15 protein-coding genes are annotated in these 15016 nt (G+C 62.9%); 6 read left to right on the forward strand and 9 right to left on the reverse strand.

Annotation, left to right across the window (positions count from 1 at the left end; all coding sequences use genetic code 11):
- The first annotated feature begins 75 nt into the window (after positions 1-75).
- Positions 76-747, forward strand: coding sequence for a potassium channel family protein (locus tag QRN04_RS10875; RefSeq protein ID WP_284976177.1), 672 nt, complete (start codon positions 76-78; stop codon positions 745-747).
- On the forward strand, positions 747-1484 hold the full coding sequence (locus QRN04_RS10880; protein WP_284976044.1) for a potassium channel family protein: 738 nt from the start codon (positions 747-749) through the stop codon (positions 1482-1484). The genes QRN04_RS10875 and QRN04_RS10880 overlap by 1 nt, the downstream gene beginning before the upstream one ends.
- Here the strand turns inward: QRN04_RS10880 and QRN04_RS10885 are convergent.
- The 4 genes from QRN04_RS10885 to dut all read right to left on the reverse strand — a co-directional run bounded on the left by QRN04_RS10885 (position 1451) and on the right by dut (position 3964).
- Positions 1451-2212, reverse strand: coding sequence for a DUF3159 domain-containing protein (locus tag QRN04_RS10885; RefSeq protein ID WP_502868786.1), 762 nt, complete (start codon positions 2210-2212; stop codon positions 1451-1453). The genes QRN04_RS10880 and QRN04_RS10885 overlap by 34 nt on opposite strands.
- A gap of 4 nt (positions 2213-2216) precedes the next feature.
- Positions 2217-2576 (reverse strand): hypothetical protein, encoded by a 360-nt coding sequence (locus QRN04_RS10890; protein ID WP_284976045.1) that lies wholly within the window; start codon positions 2574-2576, stop codon positions 2217-2219.
- Positions 2569-3315 carry a DUF3710 domain-containing protein gene (locus QRN04_RS10895; RefSeq protein WP_284976046.1) on the reverse strand — a complete coding sequence of 249 codons (747 nt, stop codon included), beginning with the start codon at positions 3313-3315 and terminating at the stop codon, positions 2569-2571. The genes QRN04_RS10890 and QRN04_RS10895 overlap by 8 nt, the downstream gene beginning before the upstream one ends.
- 109 nt (positions 3316-3424) lie before the next feature.
- Entirely contained in the window at positions 3425-3964 is a 540-nt protein-coding gene (dut, locus tag QRN04_RS10900; RefSeq protein ID WP_284976047.1) for a dUTP diphosphatase, read from the reverse strand.
- A gap of 70 nt (positions 3965-4034) precedes the next feature.
- Between dut and QRN04_RS10905 the strand changes: the two genes are divergently transcribed.
- Positions 4035-4532 (forward strand): DUF3093 domain-containing protein, encoded by a 498-nt coding sequence (locus tag QRN04_RS10905; RefSeq protein ID WP_284976048.1) that lies wholly within the window; start codon positions 4035-4037, stop codon positions 4530-4532.
- A gap of 12 nt (positions 4533-4544) precedes the next feature.
- Here QRN04_RS10905 and QRN04_RS10910 read toward each other — a convergent pair whose 3' ends face one another.
- A complete protein-coding gene (locus QRN04_RS10910; RefSeq protein ID WP_284976179.1) occupies positions 4545-4844 on the reverse strand; it encodes a DUF4193 domain-containing protein in 300 nt (99 codons plus the stop codon).
- Between the two features lie 328 nt (positions 4845-5172).
- Here QRN04_RS10910 and sepH point away from each other — a divergent pair, with 328 nt between their 5' ends.
- Positions 5173-6570, forward strand: a complete 1398-nt coding sequence (gene sepH, locus QRN04_RS10915) for a septation protein SepH (protein WP_284976049.1) — start codon at positions 5173-5175, stop codon at positions 6568-6570.
- A gap of 64 nt (positions 6571-6634) precedes the next feature.
- On the opposite strand, the gene QRN04_RS10920 is transcribed toward sepH, so the two are convergent.
- The 3 genes from QRN04_RS10920 to QRN04_RS10930 form a co-directional block, all read right to left on the reverse strand.
- The gene (locus QRN04_RS10920) at positions 6635-7816 is read right to left on the reverse strand and encodes an alkaline phosphatase family protein (RefSeq protein ID WP_284976050.1); all 1182 of its coding nucleotides are present in this window, start codon (positions 7814-7816) and stop codon (positions 6635-6637) included.
- The gene (locus tag QRN04_RS10925) at positions 7813-8538 is read right to left on the reverse strand and encodes a DUF5998 family protein (protein ID WP_284976051.1); all 726 of its coding nucleotides are present in this window, start codon (positions 8536-8538) and stop codon (positions 7813-7815) included. The genes QRN04_RS10920 and QRN04_RS10925 overlap by 4 nt, the downstream gene beginning before the upstream one ends.
- Before the next feature lie 69 nt (positions 8539-8607).
- Positions 8608-11295, reverse strand: coding sequence for a bifunctional acetate--CoA ligase family protein/GNAT family N-acetyltransferase (locus QRN04_RS10930; RefSeq protein WP_284976052.1), 2688 nt, complete (start codon positions 11293-11295; stop codon positions 8608-8610).
- Positions 11296-11350: 55 nt separating this feature from the next.
- Here QRN04_RS10930 and QRN04_RS10935 point away from each other — a divergent pair, with 55 nt between their 5' ends.
- Positions 11351-13864, forward strand: a complete 2514-nt coding sequence (locus QRN04_RS10935) for a DNA gyrase/topoisomerase IV subunit A (protein ID WP_284976053.1) — start codon at positions 11351-11353, stop codon at positions 13862-13864.
- Between the two features lie 108 nt (positions 13865-13972).
- On the opposite strand, the gene QRN04_RS10940 is transcribed toward QRN04_RS10935, so the two are convergent.
- Positions 13973-14356 carry a VOC family protein gene (locus tag QRN04_RS10940; RefSeq protein ID WP_284976054.1) on the reverse strand — a complete coding sequence of 128 codons (384 nt, stop codon included), beginning with the start codon at positions 14354-14356 and terminating at the stop codon, positions 13973-13975.
- Between the two features lie 140 nt (positions 14357-14496).
- Between QRN04_RS10940 and QRN04_RS10945 the strand changes: the two genes are divergently transcribed.
- On the forward strand, positions 14497-15015 hold the full coding sequence (locus tag QRN04_RS10945; protein WP_284976055.1) for a DinB family protein: 519 nt from the start codon (positions 14497-14499) through the stop codon (positions 15013-15015).
- Position 15016: the final 1 nt, after the last annotated feature.

Here is a 15016-nt window from a genome sequence, read left to right on the forward strand (position 1 = left end):
CGTACGGGCACTCCAACGGTAAAGTCTTACGAAGCGGCAGCACAAGCGGCAGGACGATACTTTTTAGGAGACATGGTGGCTCACTTCGTGATCATGGGTTGCGGCCGTGTTGGCGCAACCCTGGCACACACTCTGGAGGACGCAGGCCATTCCGTGGCAGTGATCGATCAGGACGAACGTGCCTTCCGGCGCCTGCGCAACACTTTCTCGGGACGCAAGGTCACGGGCGTCGGATTTGACCGGGACACCCTCAAGAGGGCCGGCGTCGAGGAAGCCTTCGCATTCGCTGCAGTCTCCAGTGGAGACAACTCGAACATCCTCGCCACACGCGTGGCCCGTGAAACCTTCCACGTGGGCCACGTGGTGGCGCGTATCTACGATCCCGGACGGGCGGAAATCTACCAGCGCCTGGGCATTCCCACGGTTGCGGCTGTGCGCTGGAGCGCTGACCAAGTCCTGCGCCGCATCCTCCCCGAACAGCACCTTGCCGGTGATTACCGCGAACCGTCGGGACGTTTGGTCCTGGCCGAAATCGATCTTCATGAAGGCTGGATCGGGCACAGCCTCAGTTCCATCGAGGCCGCTGCTGGTATCCGTATCGCATTCCTGACCCGGTTTGGCGAAGGAATGCTGCCGGAAACCGGAACGGCTTACCAGCAAGGCGACACAGTCCACGCGATGCTGAGCCTGGACCGGACCACAGAGATCAGCCGGATCCTCGCCAAAGCACCCATCAAGGAGTTGTAGTGAAAGTTGTCATAGTTGGCGCAGGCAGCGTCGGCTCGTCCATAGCGCGTGAGCTCTTGGCCCACAACCACCAGATTCTCCTGATCGACCTGAAGCCCGAAGTCATTGGTCGCAGCGGCTTGCGTGGAGCCCGCTGGTTGGTTGGAGACGCCTGCGAGTTGAGCACCCTGCAGGACGCGAAGCTTGAGGATGCCGACGTCGTGGTTTCAGCCACCGGTGACGACAAGGTCAACCTCGTGGTTTCGCTGCTGGCCAAGACGGAATTCGGTGTGGGCCGTACGGTCGGGCGGGTCAACAATCCCAAGAACGACTGGATGTTCAACGATTCCTGGGGTGTCGACGTGGCAGTCAACACACCCCAACTCATGACGGCCTTGGTGGAGGAAGCGGTTGAGATCGGCGACATCGTGCGCCTGCTGACACTGCAGACCGGTGTGGCGTCCATCGTGGAATTCACCGTTCCACATGACTCGCACATTATCGGCAGCACGGTAGGTGCCATCGAATGGCCTGAGGACGCCACTTTGGTGGCTATCCTGCGGGACCACGTGCCGATCACGCCTACGCGGGACGATGTTCTCGACGGCGGTGACGAACTGTTCTTCGTGACCACCCTTGCCGCCGAAGACGACCTCAGGGGCCTGCTGTCTCCAGCCTCCGTTGCCGGACATGGACCCCGCGACGACGACCAGGAGTCACCGGATCAGGCCGCGGACGACGACGGCTTCGACGGCTGAGGCGCGGGCTTGGTGACAAGCCAAGCCACCCACAGGCCGAGGATGTATAGCGGAGCTCCCATCAGGATCCGCGTGGTTGCCAACGCTGTTAACCCGGGCTCACCCATGAGGTACAACGGCACCTGGACCACGAGTCGCAAGGCAAGGACAGCGACCACGATCCAGGTGCCGTTGGCATAGGTCCGGAGGCGCGCGGGATTTTTTCGCCAGTCGAAGCCTTCATTGCGGACGAACCCGAAGAGGAGTCCGGCGATGGGCCATTTCACCACCACCGACAACGCCATTGCCGCTATGTAGGCGACGTTCGTAAAGAATCCCAGAACGTAAAAGTCCTCAGCCCTGCCTGTCGTATTGGCCAACCACGCCGAGATGCCGACGCCCACCACGCCTGCCAAGGCTTGGGTCAGCGGACGTCGCTGGACGATCCGGATGACCGTAAAGATTGCGGCAGCAGCCAAGGCAGCCACCAGCGACAATGTCAAGTCCCTGGACATGGTGAATGCCACGAGGAAAACAAGCCCCGGCAGGATGCTCTCGGCAATGCCTTGCACTCCGCCGGCGGACTTCAGCATGTCTACATGCCCTGAGCTGTTCCGCTGGATACCGGCCCGCTCGGCGTACCCGGCAGCCAGTTCGGACATCGTTGGCCCGGACGTTGGCGGAACCACCGCTGGGTTCGGGGCACCTGTTGGTTTGGCTGGGTCTGTCGGTTCTGATCCGTTGGCCACGTTTTTAGTGCTCCTGGGTGGAAAGTATCTCGTAACGGGGATTGAACATGGCCGGAAGGCCTTCGACCTCGGTGACCATGCCTTTGAGATGGACCTCCACCCCGGCCTTGATGCCCGGCACCCGATCCCGGCCAAGCCAAATGACGCGTAGCCGTGGGTTTGGCTTTCTGGCGCCGCTGGCTGCCGGGGATCCGGCCTGGACGTGGTCGACTATCAGCGCGGAAAAGAAAGGCTGCTGGCTGGGTGGTTGATGTGTCACCGAATCGACGAATCCGTAGCATTCTGCCCGGCCACGGGCAGGGAGGTCCTTGACTCCATGCCCTTGCTGCTGGAGGGATCCATTCCCTGCCGTCGCGTCAGCCAATCTGGGTGATCTCCGGTCCTCGTTCGGGCTGGTGCATCGCGGCCTCACCGGCGGGGGCACCTGCCTGTCCTGGAACGGCAGCATCCTTGGGTACCCGCAGCTGCAGGAGTTCCCGCGGCGGCATCGGGCTTTCACCGCGAACCACCACTACGCGCCGGAACAACTCTTCCAGGTCGGCCGCGGCCTCGCGATTCAGCGCAGCCTCGCCGCCCAGCACGCCCCGAAGGAACCAACGGGGACCGTCGACGCCGACGAATCGGGCCGCGCGGAAGCCCCGGCTTCCATCTGTGGCTTCTGCGGGCAGTTTCGCCACCAGCTCGGGCCCGAAGCTCCCCGAAATTTCTTCGGTCTCTCCATTCTGGCTCGCTACCGATTCACTGATTTGCTCGCGAATTTCATCCCAGAGACCCTCAGAGCGCGGGGCTGCAAACGCTTGGAGCTGGAGGCTGGAGCCGCCCAGATCCATGGTGACCGCCACAACGCGCTGCGTGGCCTCTTCGACTTCGAGCCGCAACTGGAGGCCATCGGCCGGTGCAATCAGCAGCGCCCCAAGGTCAACGTAGCCGTCCTGGCTCTCGATTTCGCTAATGTCCAAAGGACCCTTGCTCCCCCGAAAGTCCCCCTTGGCTGCTGTCCCGGCAACCGCGGATCCTTGTACTTCAGCGGAGTCGGATTCGCCGAGCGTTCCAGCGGTACCGGTCTTCTCGGCCTTGGACTTCTTGCCGCGCCCAAAAAGCATCGGGTTTTCTCCTTAGTAGTGGTCTGTCCCCAAGTAAACCGCAACCACAGTCAACAACGGCAATGCGGCAACCCTTACATGGGTGCCGCCCGCCGTTAGGGTGGACTATTTACGCCTGTGGTGTGGTGAAGCCGCCCGTGGAACCGAAGCCGCCGGTACCGCGTATGGAATCGGACAACTGGTCGACGTTGACGAACTGTGCATACTCCACCCGCTGAATCACCATCTGTGCAATTCTATCGCCGCGCTTGAGCTCTATGGGCTTGGCTGTGTCCGTATTGAGGAGGGTCACGGCGATCTCTCCGCGGTACCCGGCGTCCACCGTTCCCGGTGCGTTGACCACGGTCAAGCCGTGCTTGGTTGCCAAGCCCGAGCGGGGGTGGATGAGGGCAACGAAGCCATTCGGCAAGGCGATGGAAACGCCTGTTGGAACCAGCTTCCGCTCGCCCGGGGCCAAGTGCACATCTTCGCGTGCGCGCAGGTCCGCCCCGGCGTCGCCAGGGTGCGCGTACGACGGCGCTTCCAGGCCGTCGTCGAGCATTTTCAACTGGACGTTAACGGTAGGGGTCCCATAGCTTGCCGGGGTATCCGCGCCGTCCCCGTTTGCGGGTCCGGCCTCTGTCCTTAGTACTGCGGTCTCGTTGCTCACAGTGGTTTATTCTACGTTGCCCTCCACGGACGGGGCGTCCCGATTTGGCGTGGACCGATAAGCTGGATCCATGCGTACGTCTGACCCTTCCGCCTCCATGCCCGCCGGAAACACCGCGTCATCCTCCCAGCCAATCTATACAGAGAAGCTGTGGCCGTCGGCGTGGATCTGGATTGTGGTGGTAGGGCTGTCCAGCGCAGGGCTCTTGATGTTCGGACCCATCAGCACGGCCGCGGCCATCATTGCGGCCCTTGTCCTTTTTGCGCTCATGACAACCATGCTGTTGCTCTCAACGCCCACCATCTCGGTCACCCAAGACACCCTGCGCGTGGGACGCGCAACCATCGACCGCGAGTTCGTGGGCACCGTGGAGGGCTTCGAAAAAAGCGCTGCTTCCGCCGAGCGCGGTACACGCCTGAACGGCCTCGCCTACATGTGCTTCCGGGGATGGGTGGACCCTGTGGTCAAGATCGAGATCACCGACCCTGCGGACCGCACCCCGTACTGGCTAACGTCAACCCGTAGGCCGGATGCACTTGTTTCTGCGTTGACCTCCCCCCGAGCCTGACGCGCGCCCAATCTAGCTTTCGCATTCGGAGCAGTACAGGTGGCCATCCCGCTCCGCGGCAATCTGCGACCTGTGCTTGACCAGGAAACAGTTGAAGCACGTGAATTCGTCAGCCTGGGGCGGCGTGACCTGGATGAGGAGCTCTTCTCCGGAAAGATCGGCTCCCGGCAACTCGAAAGCATCAGCTAAATCTGTTTCGTCCACGTCCACCGCTGAGGACTGACTCCCTGGCTGGCGCGTCTTGAGCTCCTCAAGGGAGTCTTCGCTGACGTCTTCCTCAGTTTTCCGAGGGGCATCGTAATCCGTGGCCATCGTCTTTTTCATCCTCCGAACCTGCAATGGATAGATTGCCGGACTGGCGCAAACCTTTGTTTCCGGTGTACGGGTCCAACGCCGGGGTACGCGGATTTGTGCCCGATACCGGCCAGATTTTCCTCCGCCGTACCGCAAAAGTCCAGAGCTTCGCCAGGGCCGCACTTCTTCAGGCGGACCTTCGCCAGAACGCCAGCCAGACGCCCGCCAAGATATTCACCCGAATGTTTTGCCGGAATATCACGGCACGCCCCTTGTCCTAATAGGAAAAGGCCTGCGCGGGTGGCAGAGTTTCGAATGTCAGTTATGCCATGTGGTGGAGGGTGTTATGCAGGATCTACGACTGGTAGGCGTCCACGACGACGGCGGCCATCTGCTTCTCAGCGGACCCGGCGGTGCGATGTTCCAGCTTCCGATCGACGAGGCCCTGAGGGCTGCCACCAGCCGGACCCCCGCCCAAGTGGCGGCACGCGCCGCCAACTCCCCCATCGCCATGTCACCACGGGACATCCAGGCGCGGATCCGCGGCGGAGCAACCGCCGCAGAAGTCGCTGAACTCTCGGGACTGCCCCTCGCCAGCGTGCAACGGTATGAAGGTCCCGTCCTTGCCGAACGTGAATATGTGGCTCGGCAGGCACGCAATATCGAGATCGCTTCCCCGGTCCCCGGCCACGACGTCTACCGTTCGGCGTTCGGCGACAACCCGGCGAGCCTCGGCGAGATGGTGAACCACCGGCTCGCAGCGCACGGCATCGACTCCTCAACGGTGGAGTGGGACTCTTGGCGTCGCGCTGACGGTACGTGGACGGTCGTGGCGCGCTTCGAAACCATTCCGGGCGCCCACGGCAGCATCGGCGAGGAGCCACCGGCTATGTGGACGTTCAGTCCGCAACGGAAATCCCTGCAGAACGCCAACCGCTGGGCCCAGCAGTTGAGCGAACTTGAGCCCTTGGACGGCCCAGTGCCTGCACGGCGCCTCACCGCCGTGTCCGATCGGCCCTTCGACTTCGAAACCGACGCTGAGACCGCTGCGCGCACGTCAGCCAAGGACTCGGACAGCCTGCTGGAGATGCTGCGTTCCCGGCGCGGCCAGCGCTTGGGCGTGGACGAAGAGGCGGACGACGCCTTAGCAGTCCTCTTGACCAATGTTCCCGCTGCCCACCCGAGGCCCGAGGACGTCGGCGCAATCGAGGAACCCGCCAGTGCGGACCCGGAAGTCGATCCGACGCCTGCCACGCGCTCCCGCAGGGACGGCAGGCCCTCGATACTTTCGCGGCTCAGCTTGGCGCCGATGCACTCGGACACAGGCGACGACGGCGACGCTTCCTTGCGACTCCATGAGGGCGTCAGTACGGACACGCGGGAAATCACCGTGGTGGCCAGTCCCCTGCGGACAGTCTCAGGGCCCGGCGCACGGAAGCCTGCCGGCCTGGATGAGCTTCTCGGCAGCGGTGGTGATGGACCCACAGCCGCGGACCCATCCGGTACCGAACACGCAGTCACGCACACTGCCGAGATACAGACTCAGGGCACCAAGGTTCAAGGGACAAAGGCCACCGACCCGGAGACACCAAGCTCAGAGACACCAAGCTTAGAGTCGCCGGACTCAAAGGCCACTGCCAAGCATAAAGAGCCCGATGTTTCCGCGGAGCGGCAACCGTCCCGGCCTAAACGCTCAAGTATTCCCAGCTGGGACGAAATCGTTTTTGGAGCCCGCGGAGATTAAGCGTCCCTGTTCGGGCCCGATCCCCGAAGGCACAACCCCGGAACGCACACCCCCGAAACCGCGGTCAGCTGCGCTTGCCCGTAGCCGTGAAACAAAGCAGCGGGATCTCGCGCTCGGCCTTGGTCAGTGATCCGTGCTGTCCTACAACTTCCAGGGACGCCGGCCTTACTCTTCGGGTGTCATAAAGGGCTAAGGTATCCCGGGCCGCGATCATGACGTCACCAATCCTCGGGGCGACCTCCGAGCGGACGGCGCCGAACAATCCGGCGTCTACTGCCTGCTCCCTTGTGAAGGCCCAAATACGTTCGCCAAAACGCCGGCGCCAGGCAGCAATGAGCGCCTCCCGGTGGGTCTCATTGGTGTCCGGTTCCAAGTAAAGATGAACCATGCGGGGTTCCCCGGCGGTGTGCCTTACACCGGAGACCAGCGACTCATCGGCGGAATAGTCGATGCGTTGGGACTCCGGAACATCCAGCATCCCGTGGTCTCCGGTCACGACGATCGTGGTCCCGGCGGGCAGGGTGGCGGCGAGGCGTTTGATGGTGAAATCGAGCTCTTCCAGCTGATGCTCCCACCGCTCCGACTGGGATCCATAACGGTGGCCCGCTTTGTCCAGTTCGTTGACGTAGAAGTACATGAGGGACCTCTGGGACCCGGACATGGCTTCGGCAGCAGCAGCCGTGCGCGCGTGCAGGGTGGTTCCACCCGCGAAGCGGCTACCCCGCAGGGCTGCTTGCGTCATGGGGGAATTCCCGAACTGAGGCAGGCTGACAGTGATGACGTCAAGCTCCGCCGCCACCCGCTCAAAGACAGTGGGGCAGGGCTGCCATTGTTGCGGGTCCACCCCTGCGTCCCAGTTGCCAAGCAGGTTCACCACTTTGTCCTGGGCAGGATCGAGGACGTCGTAGCCCACCATCCCGTGCTGACCGGCGGGAAGGCCGGTGCCCAGGCTGGCGAGGGACGCCGCCGTCGTACTGGGGAAAGCCGAGTCTATCCACACCGGAATGTTCCCTTGCCCTGCTGCAGCGACAGAGCGCAAAAAGGGCGTATGTGAAGCTTTTTGTTTGAGCAGGTTCCGTCCCAGGCCATCGGCGAGGACCACGCAGACACGCTGCGTGGGGAGCAGCCCAAGGTGGTTGTCAAAACCGGGCACGCCCAACGCCGCGGCGGAACTGGTCATGACTTCGGCGATCGACCTGCTTCCGAACAGTGGCGCTGAAGGTACGTCCGTTTGCGGATCGCTCAACGCTGGTGTCCACGGTTCAGGCGGTTACTGAAAACGCCTGAACGGGGCCGGGGCGCCGGAACGGCCGAGTGCTGGAGAGGAGCCGCGTTGCCGGTATTGACTGCACGCAGCGCGCGGGCAAACGTTTTTGCGTCTTGAACGGCCTGGAGCCCGTCTGCCTCAGCACTGATGCGCAACACAATGTCCTCCTGGGCGATTGTGCCGCTGTAGCCGTGATCGGCTTCGCACTGGGGATCACCGCAGCTGGCAGGTCCCATATCCAGCCGCTGGCCACCGGACCAGGCAATGGAGACGGTCAGCTCGCGTACCGGGTCCGACGGCTTGTAATCCTGCGGCTGGGCATAGATGTAGCTCAGCACGACTGAACGGATCTGGGCCACTGGCACCGACTCGGTGGAGATTTGAGCGACGATCTGTTCGCCTGCCTCGTCCAGTTGCTGGTCATCCACGTGGGTGATCACCAGCATGTCCTCGGTGAGCACCAGGACGGTAATGTGCCGACGGACTTCAGCCCGGTCGAAATGGGTCTCCAGATGCACGAGGTGCGACAAGCATTCGCGACCGTCCAGGGCATCATCCACGACGTCGGACACCAACCGTGGGTAGAAACCCGACTGTTCCAGGGCTTGGGCCAAGCTCTGCCCTTGGGAGGTGTGGTGGTGGGAAGTGTGGGACCCGGTGTTGGATGGGCCCGAGTGGGGCGTCGGAGACTGCGTGCTCATTCCCCCATTTTCACAGATCGCCCGGTGACTTCCTAACCGCATCCCAGCCCTGTGGACACAACTCGGCGGCTAGCCGCGCATGGCCCGGCGGGCACTGTCAGTCCGCTGCGCCGCGTTCCCGATCCAGACTTCCGCGCCGAGGATTGCCGCTCCTGACGCGCCGGCGAGGACCGGGTTGAACTCCACCAGGGCAATGCCCGGGTGGTCGTCCTTAAGCTTCGCCAGCCGAGCTGCAATGTCTTCCAATGCTGCAACGTCCACGGCCGGCAAGCCTTGGTAGCCGAAAAGCTTTCGTGATGCCCGGGGAGAGCGGATCACATCATGCAAGTCCACTGTGGAGAGGGGCGGAACCCGATGGGCCCAGTCATCCAGGAGGTTCACGGCATCCCCTGCCAGCCCAAACGAGACCACCGGTCCCAGCAGCGGATCCTCCATGGCGCGGAGGGTGCAAGCCTGTCCCACTGGCGCCATTGCTTGCACTTCAAGGGATGGGGACCCGTACGGTTCCAAAGCCCTGCGCATCTGGGCGACGTTTTGCCGCAGTGATTCAGCATCCTGGATATCAAGCCGGACGCCACCAAGGTCAAGCCGGTGCCGAAGGGAAGGTTCCGTGGTTTTCAGGACCACCGGCCAGCCCATTTCCTCTGCCGCCACCACCGCTTCATCCGGGGTTGCGAAGCCCACAGACGGCAGCACCTCGATGCCGTAGCCGGACAGCAACGTCGCGGCAGCACCGGCGTCGAGCTTCCTGAGCTCATCGCCTTCGAGGTCGGCCAGCATCGACGCCAGAAGCTCCCCTGTCCCGTCTACGTCGCATCCATCCGGGTCAAGGAAGAGCCCTTGGTCGCGATCCCGCCACTGGGCATACCGGACGGTCGCGGCCAGCGCCGCAACAGCCGTCCCCGCGCTGGAATAACACGGCAGGTAGGTCCCTCCTTCGCCCCCGACCAAGCCTTCCACCTGGATCGAGGGATCAAGGATTCCTGTGAATGCGGCCACCACCGGTTTCCCGGCCCGGGAGGCGCACTCGGCAAGAACGCCGGCCAACGCTTCAACCGTGAGGCCTCGGACGGGCAGGAGAGCTGCCACTACTGCGTGCACCGTGTCCTCGCCCAAGGTTTCTTGCAGGCGGGCGCGCAATGCGGGCAGGGCAACGGACATGCCGGCTTCAAGGTCCACATCAGTGACAAAGCGCTTCACGTCCAGCCCGTGCGGACCGGCACTGTCGGCAACCACTTTCGCCAGGGCCATGGAGTTGGAAAACACCGCTACACCCGGACCGCTGGGCAAAGCCTGCGTGGAAACCACTTGCGCGATGTCCATCAGTTCTTCGATCGTGTCCACCCGGATAACCCCGGCTTGGCGCAACATAGCATCCAGCGCAGCCGGTGGAGCCTGGGTGGTCCGGACGGCATGACCGGGCGGCAGGGAAAGGCCCGTGACGTCGGACTTGGCAACAATGACGGGCTTGTTCCGCGACAACCTCCGTGCCAACCGCGAGAATTTGCGAGGATTGCCGATTGATTCGAGGTACAAACCCACCGCGGAGGTATCGGCGTCGTCCTCCCAATACTGCATGGCGTCGTTGCCCGAGATGTCGGCGCGGTTACCGGCCGACAGCACCGATGACAAACCCAGCCGGCGCCGACTTGCCGCAGCATAGACGGACACACCCACGGCCGCGGACTGGCTGAAGAGGCCCAGGCTGCCGCGCCGGGGCATGGCAGGGGCCATGGATGCATTGAGGGAAGTTGCCGGGTGTGTATTGACGATCCCCAGCGATTCGGGGCCGATGACCCGCATCCCGTTAGCCCTGGCGCGCCGGACCAAGTCGTGTTGACGCGCAAGGCCGCGTTCGCCGTCGTCGGCAAATCCCGCCGTCGCGACCACAATGCCCTTGACGCCGGCACCGATACAGTCCTCCACCACCTTGGGAACCTCATCGTAGGGAACAGCGATGATGGCCAACTGGACCGGCCCGGGTATGTCCGAGAGTTTGGCGAACGAGATCATGCCCGCCAGTTCAAAAGCCTCCGGATTGACGGCGTACACCGGGCCTTTGAACCCGCCCTCGATGATGTGTTCGAGCAGTTGGTGGCCGATGCTTCCCCACTTACGGCTGGCACCGATCACAGCCACCGACGACGGCGACAAAAGGTCGCGGACGCTGCGCGCCTCCGCACGGTGTTCCCGGGATTCCATGACCGCCCGGGACTTCTCCGTGGGGTCGATGTTGAACTCGACCGAGACCACGCCGTCGTCGAACTGCCGTTTGAGGTCATAGCCGGCATCGGCAAAGACCATGAGCATCTTCCTGTTGTCCGGCAGCACTTCGGCCGTGAAGCGGCGAATCCCGTTCTCACGGGCGGCCACAGCCAAATGCTCCAACAGGATGGAGCCAATTCCGCGGCCTTGGTGGGCGTCTGAAATGTTGAAGGCGACTTCGGCCTCCAGCGGGTCATCGAGCCGGTCATAGCGGCCGATCCCGATAATCTCGCCCCCGATGGTGATGACGAAAGCCACCCGGCTGACGTGGTCCACTTCAGTGAACCGCCGCACTTCCTTGCCCGAGAGCTTGGGCTTGAAAGAGAAGAACCGCATATAGATGGAGGCTTGGGACTGGGCCGCGTGGAAGGCCTGCAAAGCATCGGCATCCTGGGGCCTGATAGGGCGTAGGTGGGCGGTCCCGCCGTCGCGCAGGACGACATCGGCCTCCCAATATTCCGGATAAATGCCGACGCCGGGCTGATCCACCATAGGCTTAGCCTAGCTAAAACATCCGCAGTACAACTTTCAAGGATTCACCGACCCCATGGCCCGCAGCCAAACTTCCGCACGCAAGGGCGAGCCCCTCGGCGACTTCACCGAGAACATCGTTGATATCGACGTCACTTCCGAGATGGAAGGTTCCTTCCTGGAATACGCCTACTCGGTTATCTACTCGCGCGCCCTCCCGGACGCACGCGACGGCCTCAAGCCCGTCCAGCGGCGCATCCTGTACATGATGGCCGACATGGGACTGCGCCCGGACCGTGGACACGTCAAGAGCGCGCGCGTGGTGGGTGAGGTCATGGGTAAGCTCCATCCCCACGGTGACGCTGCCATTTACGACGCCATGGTGCGCATGGCCCAGGACTTCTCGCTGCGGTTGCCTTTGATTGATGGCCACGGCAACTTCGGCTCGCTCGACGACGGCCCGGCCGCCCCGCGCTACACGGAAGCACGACTCGCCGCCGCCGCGTTGACCATGACGGACCACCTGGATGAAGACGTGGTGGACTTCGTTCCGAACTACGACAACCAGCTGACCCAGCCGGAGGTCCTCCCCGCAGCGTTCCCCAACCTGTTGGTGAACGGAACCACCGGAATCGCTGTGGGCATGGCAACCAACATGGCTCCGCACAACTTGGTGGAGGTCATCGCTGCGGCACGCCACCTCATCGCGAAGCCGGACGCCACGCTGGACGAGATCATGCGTTTCATCCCCGGCCCGGACCTGCCAACGGGTGGCCGTATTGTGGGCCTTGACGGAATCCGCGATGCCTACGCCACGGGCCGGGGCTCGTTCAAAACCAGGGCAAAAGTCGAGGTGGAACAGCTTTCGGCGCGGCGGACCGGCTTGGTGGTTACCGAGCTTCCCTACATGGTGGGGCCGGAAAAAGTCATTGAGAAAATCAAGGACGCCGTCAACGCCAAGAAACTAACGGGCATCAGCGACGTGGTGGACCTGACGGACCGTAACCACGGCCTGCGGCTCGTTATCGAGTTGAAGAACGGCTTTAATCCGAACGCCGTGCTGCAGCAGCTGTACCGCTACTCCCCCATGGAAGATTCCTTCGGCATCAACAACGTCACTCTTGTTGACGGCCAGCCGCAAACTCTCGGGCTGCTGCAGTTGCTGCAGGTCTATGTGGAACATCGCCTGAATGTGGTGCGGCGCCGCACCTCGTTCCGCCTGGGCAAGAAGAAGGACCGCCTCCACTTGGTGGAGGGCCTCCTGATCGCGATCGTGGACATCGATGAGGTTATCCAGATCATCCGTTCGTCCGACGAAGCCTCGGCTGCTCGGGAACGGCTCATGTCCATCTACGATCTCACCGAGATCCAGGCCAACTACATCTTGGAACTGCGCCTCCGGCAGTTGACCAAGTACTCCCGCCTTGAGTTGGAAAAAGAGCAGGACGAACTCCGACGCGAAATCGAAGCCCTTGAGGCCATCCTTGCCTCTGACGAGCTGCTCCGCGATGTGGTGTCCGGCGAACTCGCCACCGTCGCCGAAAAGTACGGCACGCCCCGGCGTACAGTGCTGCTGGAATCAGAGGCCGTCTCCCCCACGGTGGCTGCAGCCCTCGCCGCTGCTGCGCCTGGTCCCAAGGGCAAAGGTGCAGCGCTGCCCCTGGAAATCCCGGACGATCCTTGCTGGGCGTTGCTCAGCGTTTCGGGCCAAATTGCCAGGACATCCAACCAGGAGCCGCTCGCTGAATCCGGTCCCCGGACAAAGCATGATGTCTTCCGCTCCGTGGTAAAAACCACAGCACGGGGAGAAATCGGCGCGGTCACCTCTCAAGGCCGCATGTTGCGGTTGCAGGTCATGGACATGCCCGTCCTGCCGCCGGTCTCCGGCCTTCCGAACCTGGCCGGCGGCGTCCCGGCGAAAGACTTCATCACGTTGCTCAAGGGTGAGTCGCTGGTGGCATTCGTCCCATTGGATGCGGTTCTGGCCATAGGCACTGTTCAAGGCGTGGTCAAACGCGTCCAGCCCGAGTATCCGTTGAACCGCGAAGACTGGGACATCATCGCCTTGAAGGACAAGGATTCAGTCCTCGCCGTGGAACCGGCCCAAGAGGACGACGTCGACCTTGTGTTCGTGACCAAACAGGCACAATTGCTGCGGTTCAGTGCCTCCAACGTCCGCCCGCAGGGACGGACAGCAGGCGGAATGGCCGGCATCAAGCTTGCCGCGGGCGACGAAGCCATCCACTTCGGTGCCGTCCGCGCCGATGATGCCGCGGCCGTCGTCGTTACCATCGCCGGGACTTCAGGCGCCCTGCCGGGCACGGCACCGGGAACCGCAAAGGTAACGGCCTTCGAGGAGTATCCCGTGAAGGGACGGGCCACCGGGGGCGTGCGCGTGCACCGGTTCCTCAAAGGCGAGGACACTTTGCTTCTTGCGTGGGCAGGACATGGCCCGGCGAAGGCATCGTCCGCAGCGGGGGTGGCAAGGTCGCTCCCGCAGGAGCACGGACGCCGTGACGGCTCGGGTGTTCCGTTATCGCAACCGGTCGAGGCTGTGGGCCCGAGCATGGCCTGGACGCAGGAGGACTAGCCGCTAACGGCATCTTGCCGAAGGACCGCATTGTTGGCGAAAGGCAGTAAGGCCAAGCTGGACGCCTGGCCTGGCTGCCCTTCCTGTTGTCCTTCCTGCTGTGCTTTCCTATGGGGTTTGGTTGAGGCTCAGGATGTTGCCCTCACTGTCCAGGAACCACGCAGCAGCGCTTCCGTCCGGCATCCTTGCCACGCTGTTCTCGGTCTTCAGCCCGGGGAAGTCGTAGTCCTCAAAGACCACTCCCTTCTCCCTCAACTCCGCAACAGCGGCATCAACGTCGCTGACCATCCAGCCCATTTGTGTGTTCTTGGCCGTACCAGCGTTCGACGTCTGGTAGATGAAGAATCCGGTTCCGTCGCCGCACTTGTACATGAGGTTGTCCTCGGCGTCCGGGTTCTCCGGTTCCAGCCCGAGCTTCTCGCTGTAATACGCGCGTGCCCGGCCCAGGTCCTGTGCCGGTAGAACGGCACCAACTTGCAGATCTTTGAGCATATCTTTCTCTTTCCGGCTCTCCTCCCGGGACGAACTTTACTCTCGGAGCGGTTGGGAAGTAACCGGAGTCCGGTACCTGTTTCGGCTCCGGCAGTCAGCGTCTGGGAGGCATGTGAACGGGATCAGCTTAGACTGGCGGCATGCCGATCATCCCTGATGAAAAAGACTGGACGTGGGTGCTCTCCGAGCCCTGCCCCGACTGTGGTTTTGATCCCTCCACCGTCACTCCCTCGGTGGTCCCGGGCGTAGTACTGAACATGCTGCCCAGATGGCGCGCGGTCCTGCGCCGGGGAGAAGCATCGGAGCGCCCAAACGACCATACGTGGTCCGATCTGGAGTACGCGTGCCATGTCCGCGACGTCTTTAGCCTCTTCGACCAACGGCTTAACCTCATGCTGACCGAGGACGACGCAAGGTTCGCGAATTGGGACCAGGACCAGGCCGCGGTGGACGGCGACTATGGGTCCTCGGACCCGCAGACCGTTGCCGACGAGCTTCAGGCCGAAGGCGAGCAGATCGCAGAATCATTTGCCCGGGTAGTGGAGGACGACTGGAAGCGCACAGGGATCCGCAGCAACGGATCAGCGTTCACGGTGCTGACGTTTTCGCGGTACTTCCTGCACGACGTCGTCCATCACCTCCACGACGTGGATGGCTGAT

It is taken from the genome of Arthrobacter sp. efr-133-TYG-104, from assembly GCF_030208915.1.
In the GTDB taxonomy this organism is placed as follows: domain Bacteria; phylum Actinomycetota; class Actinomycetes; order Actinomycetales; family Micrococcaceae; genus Arthrobacter.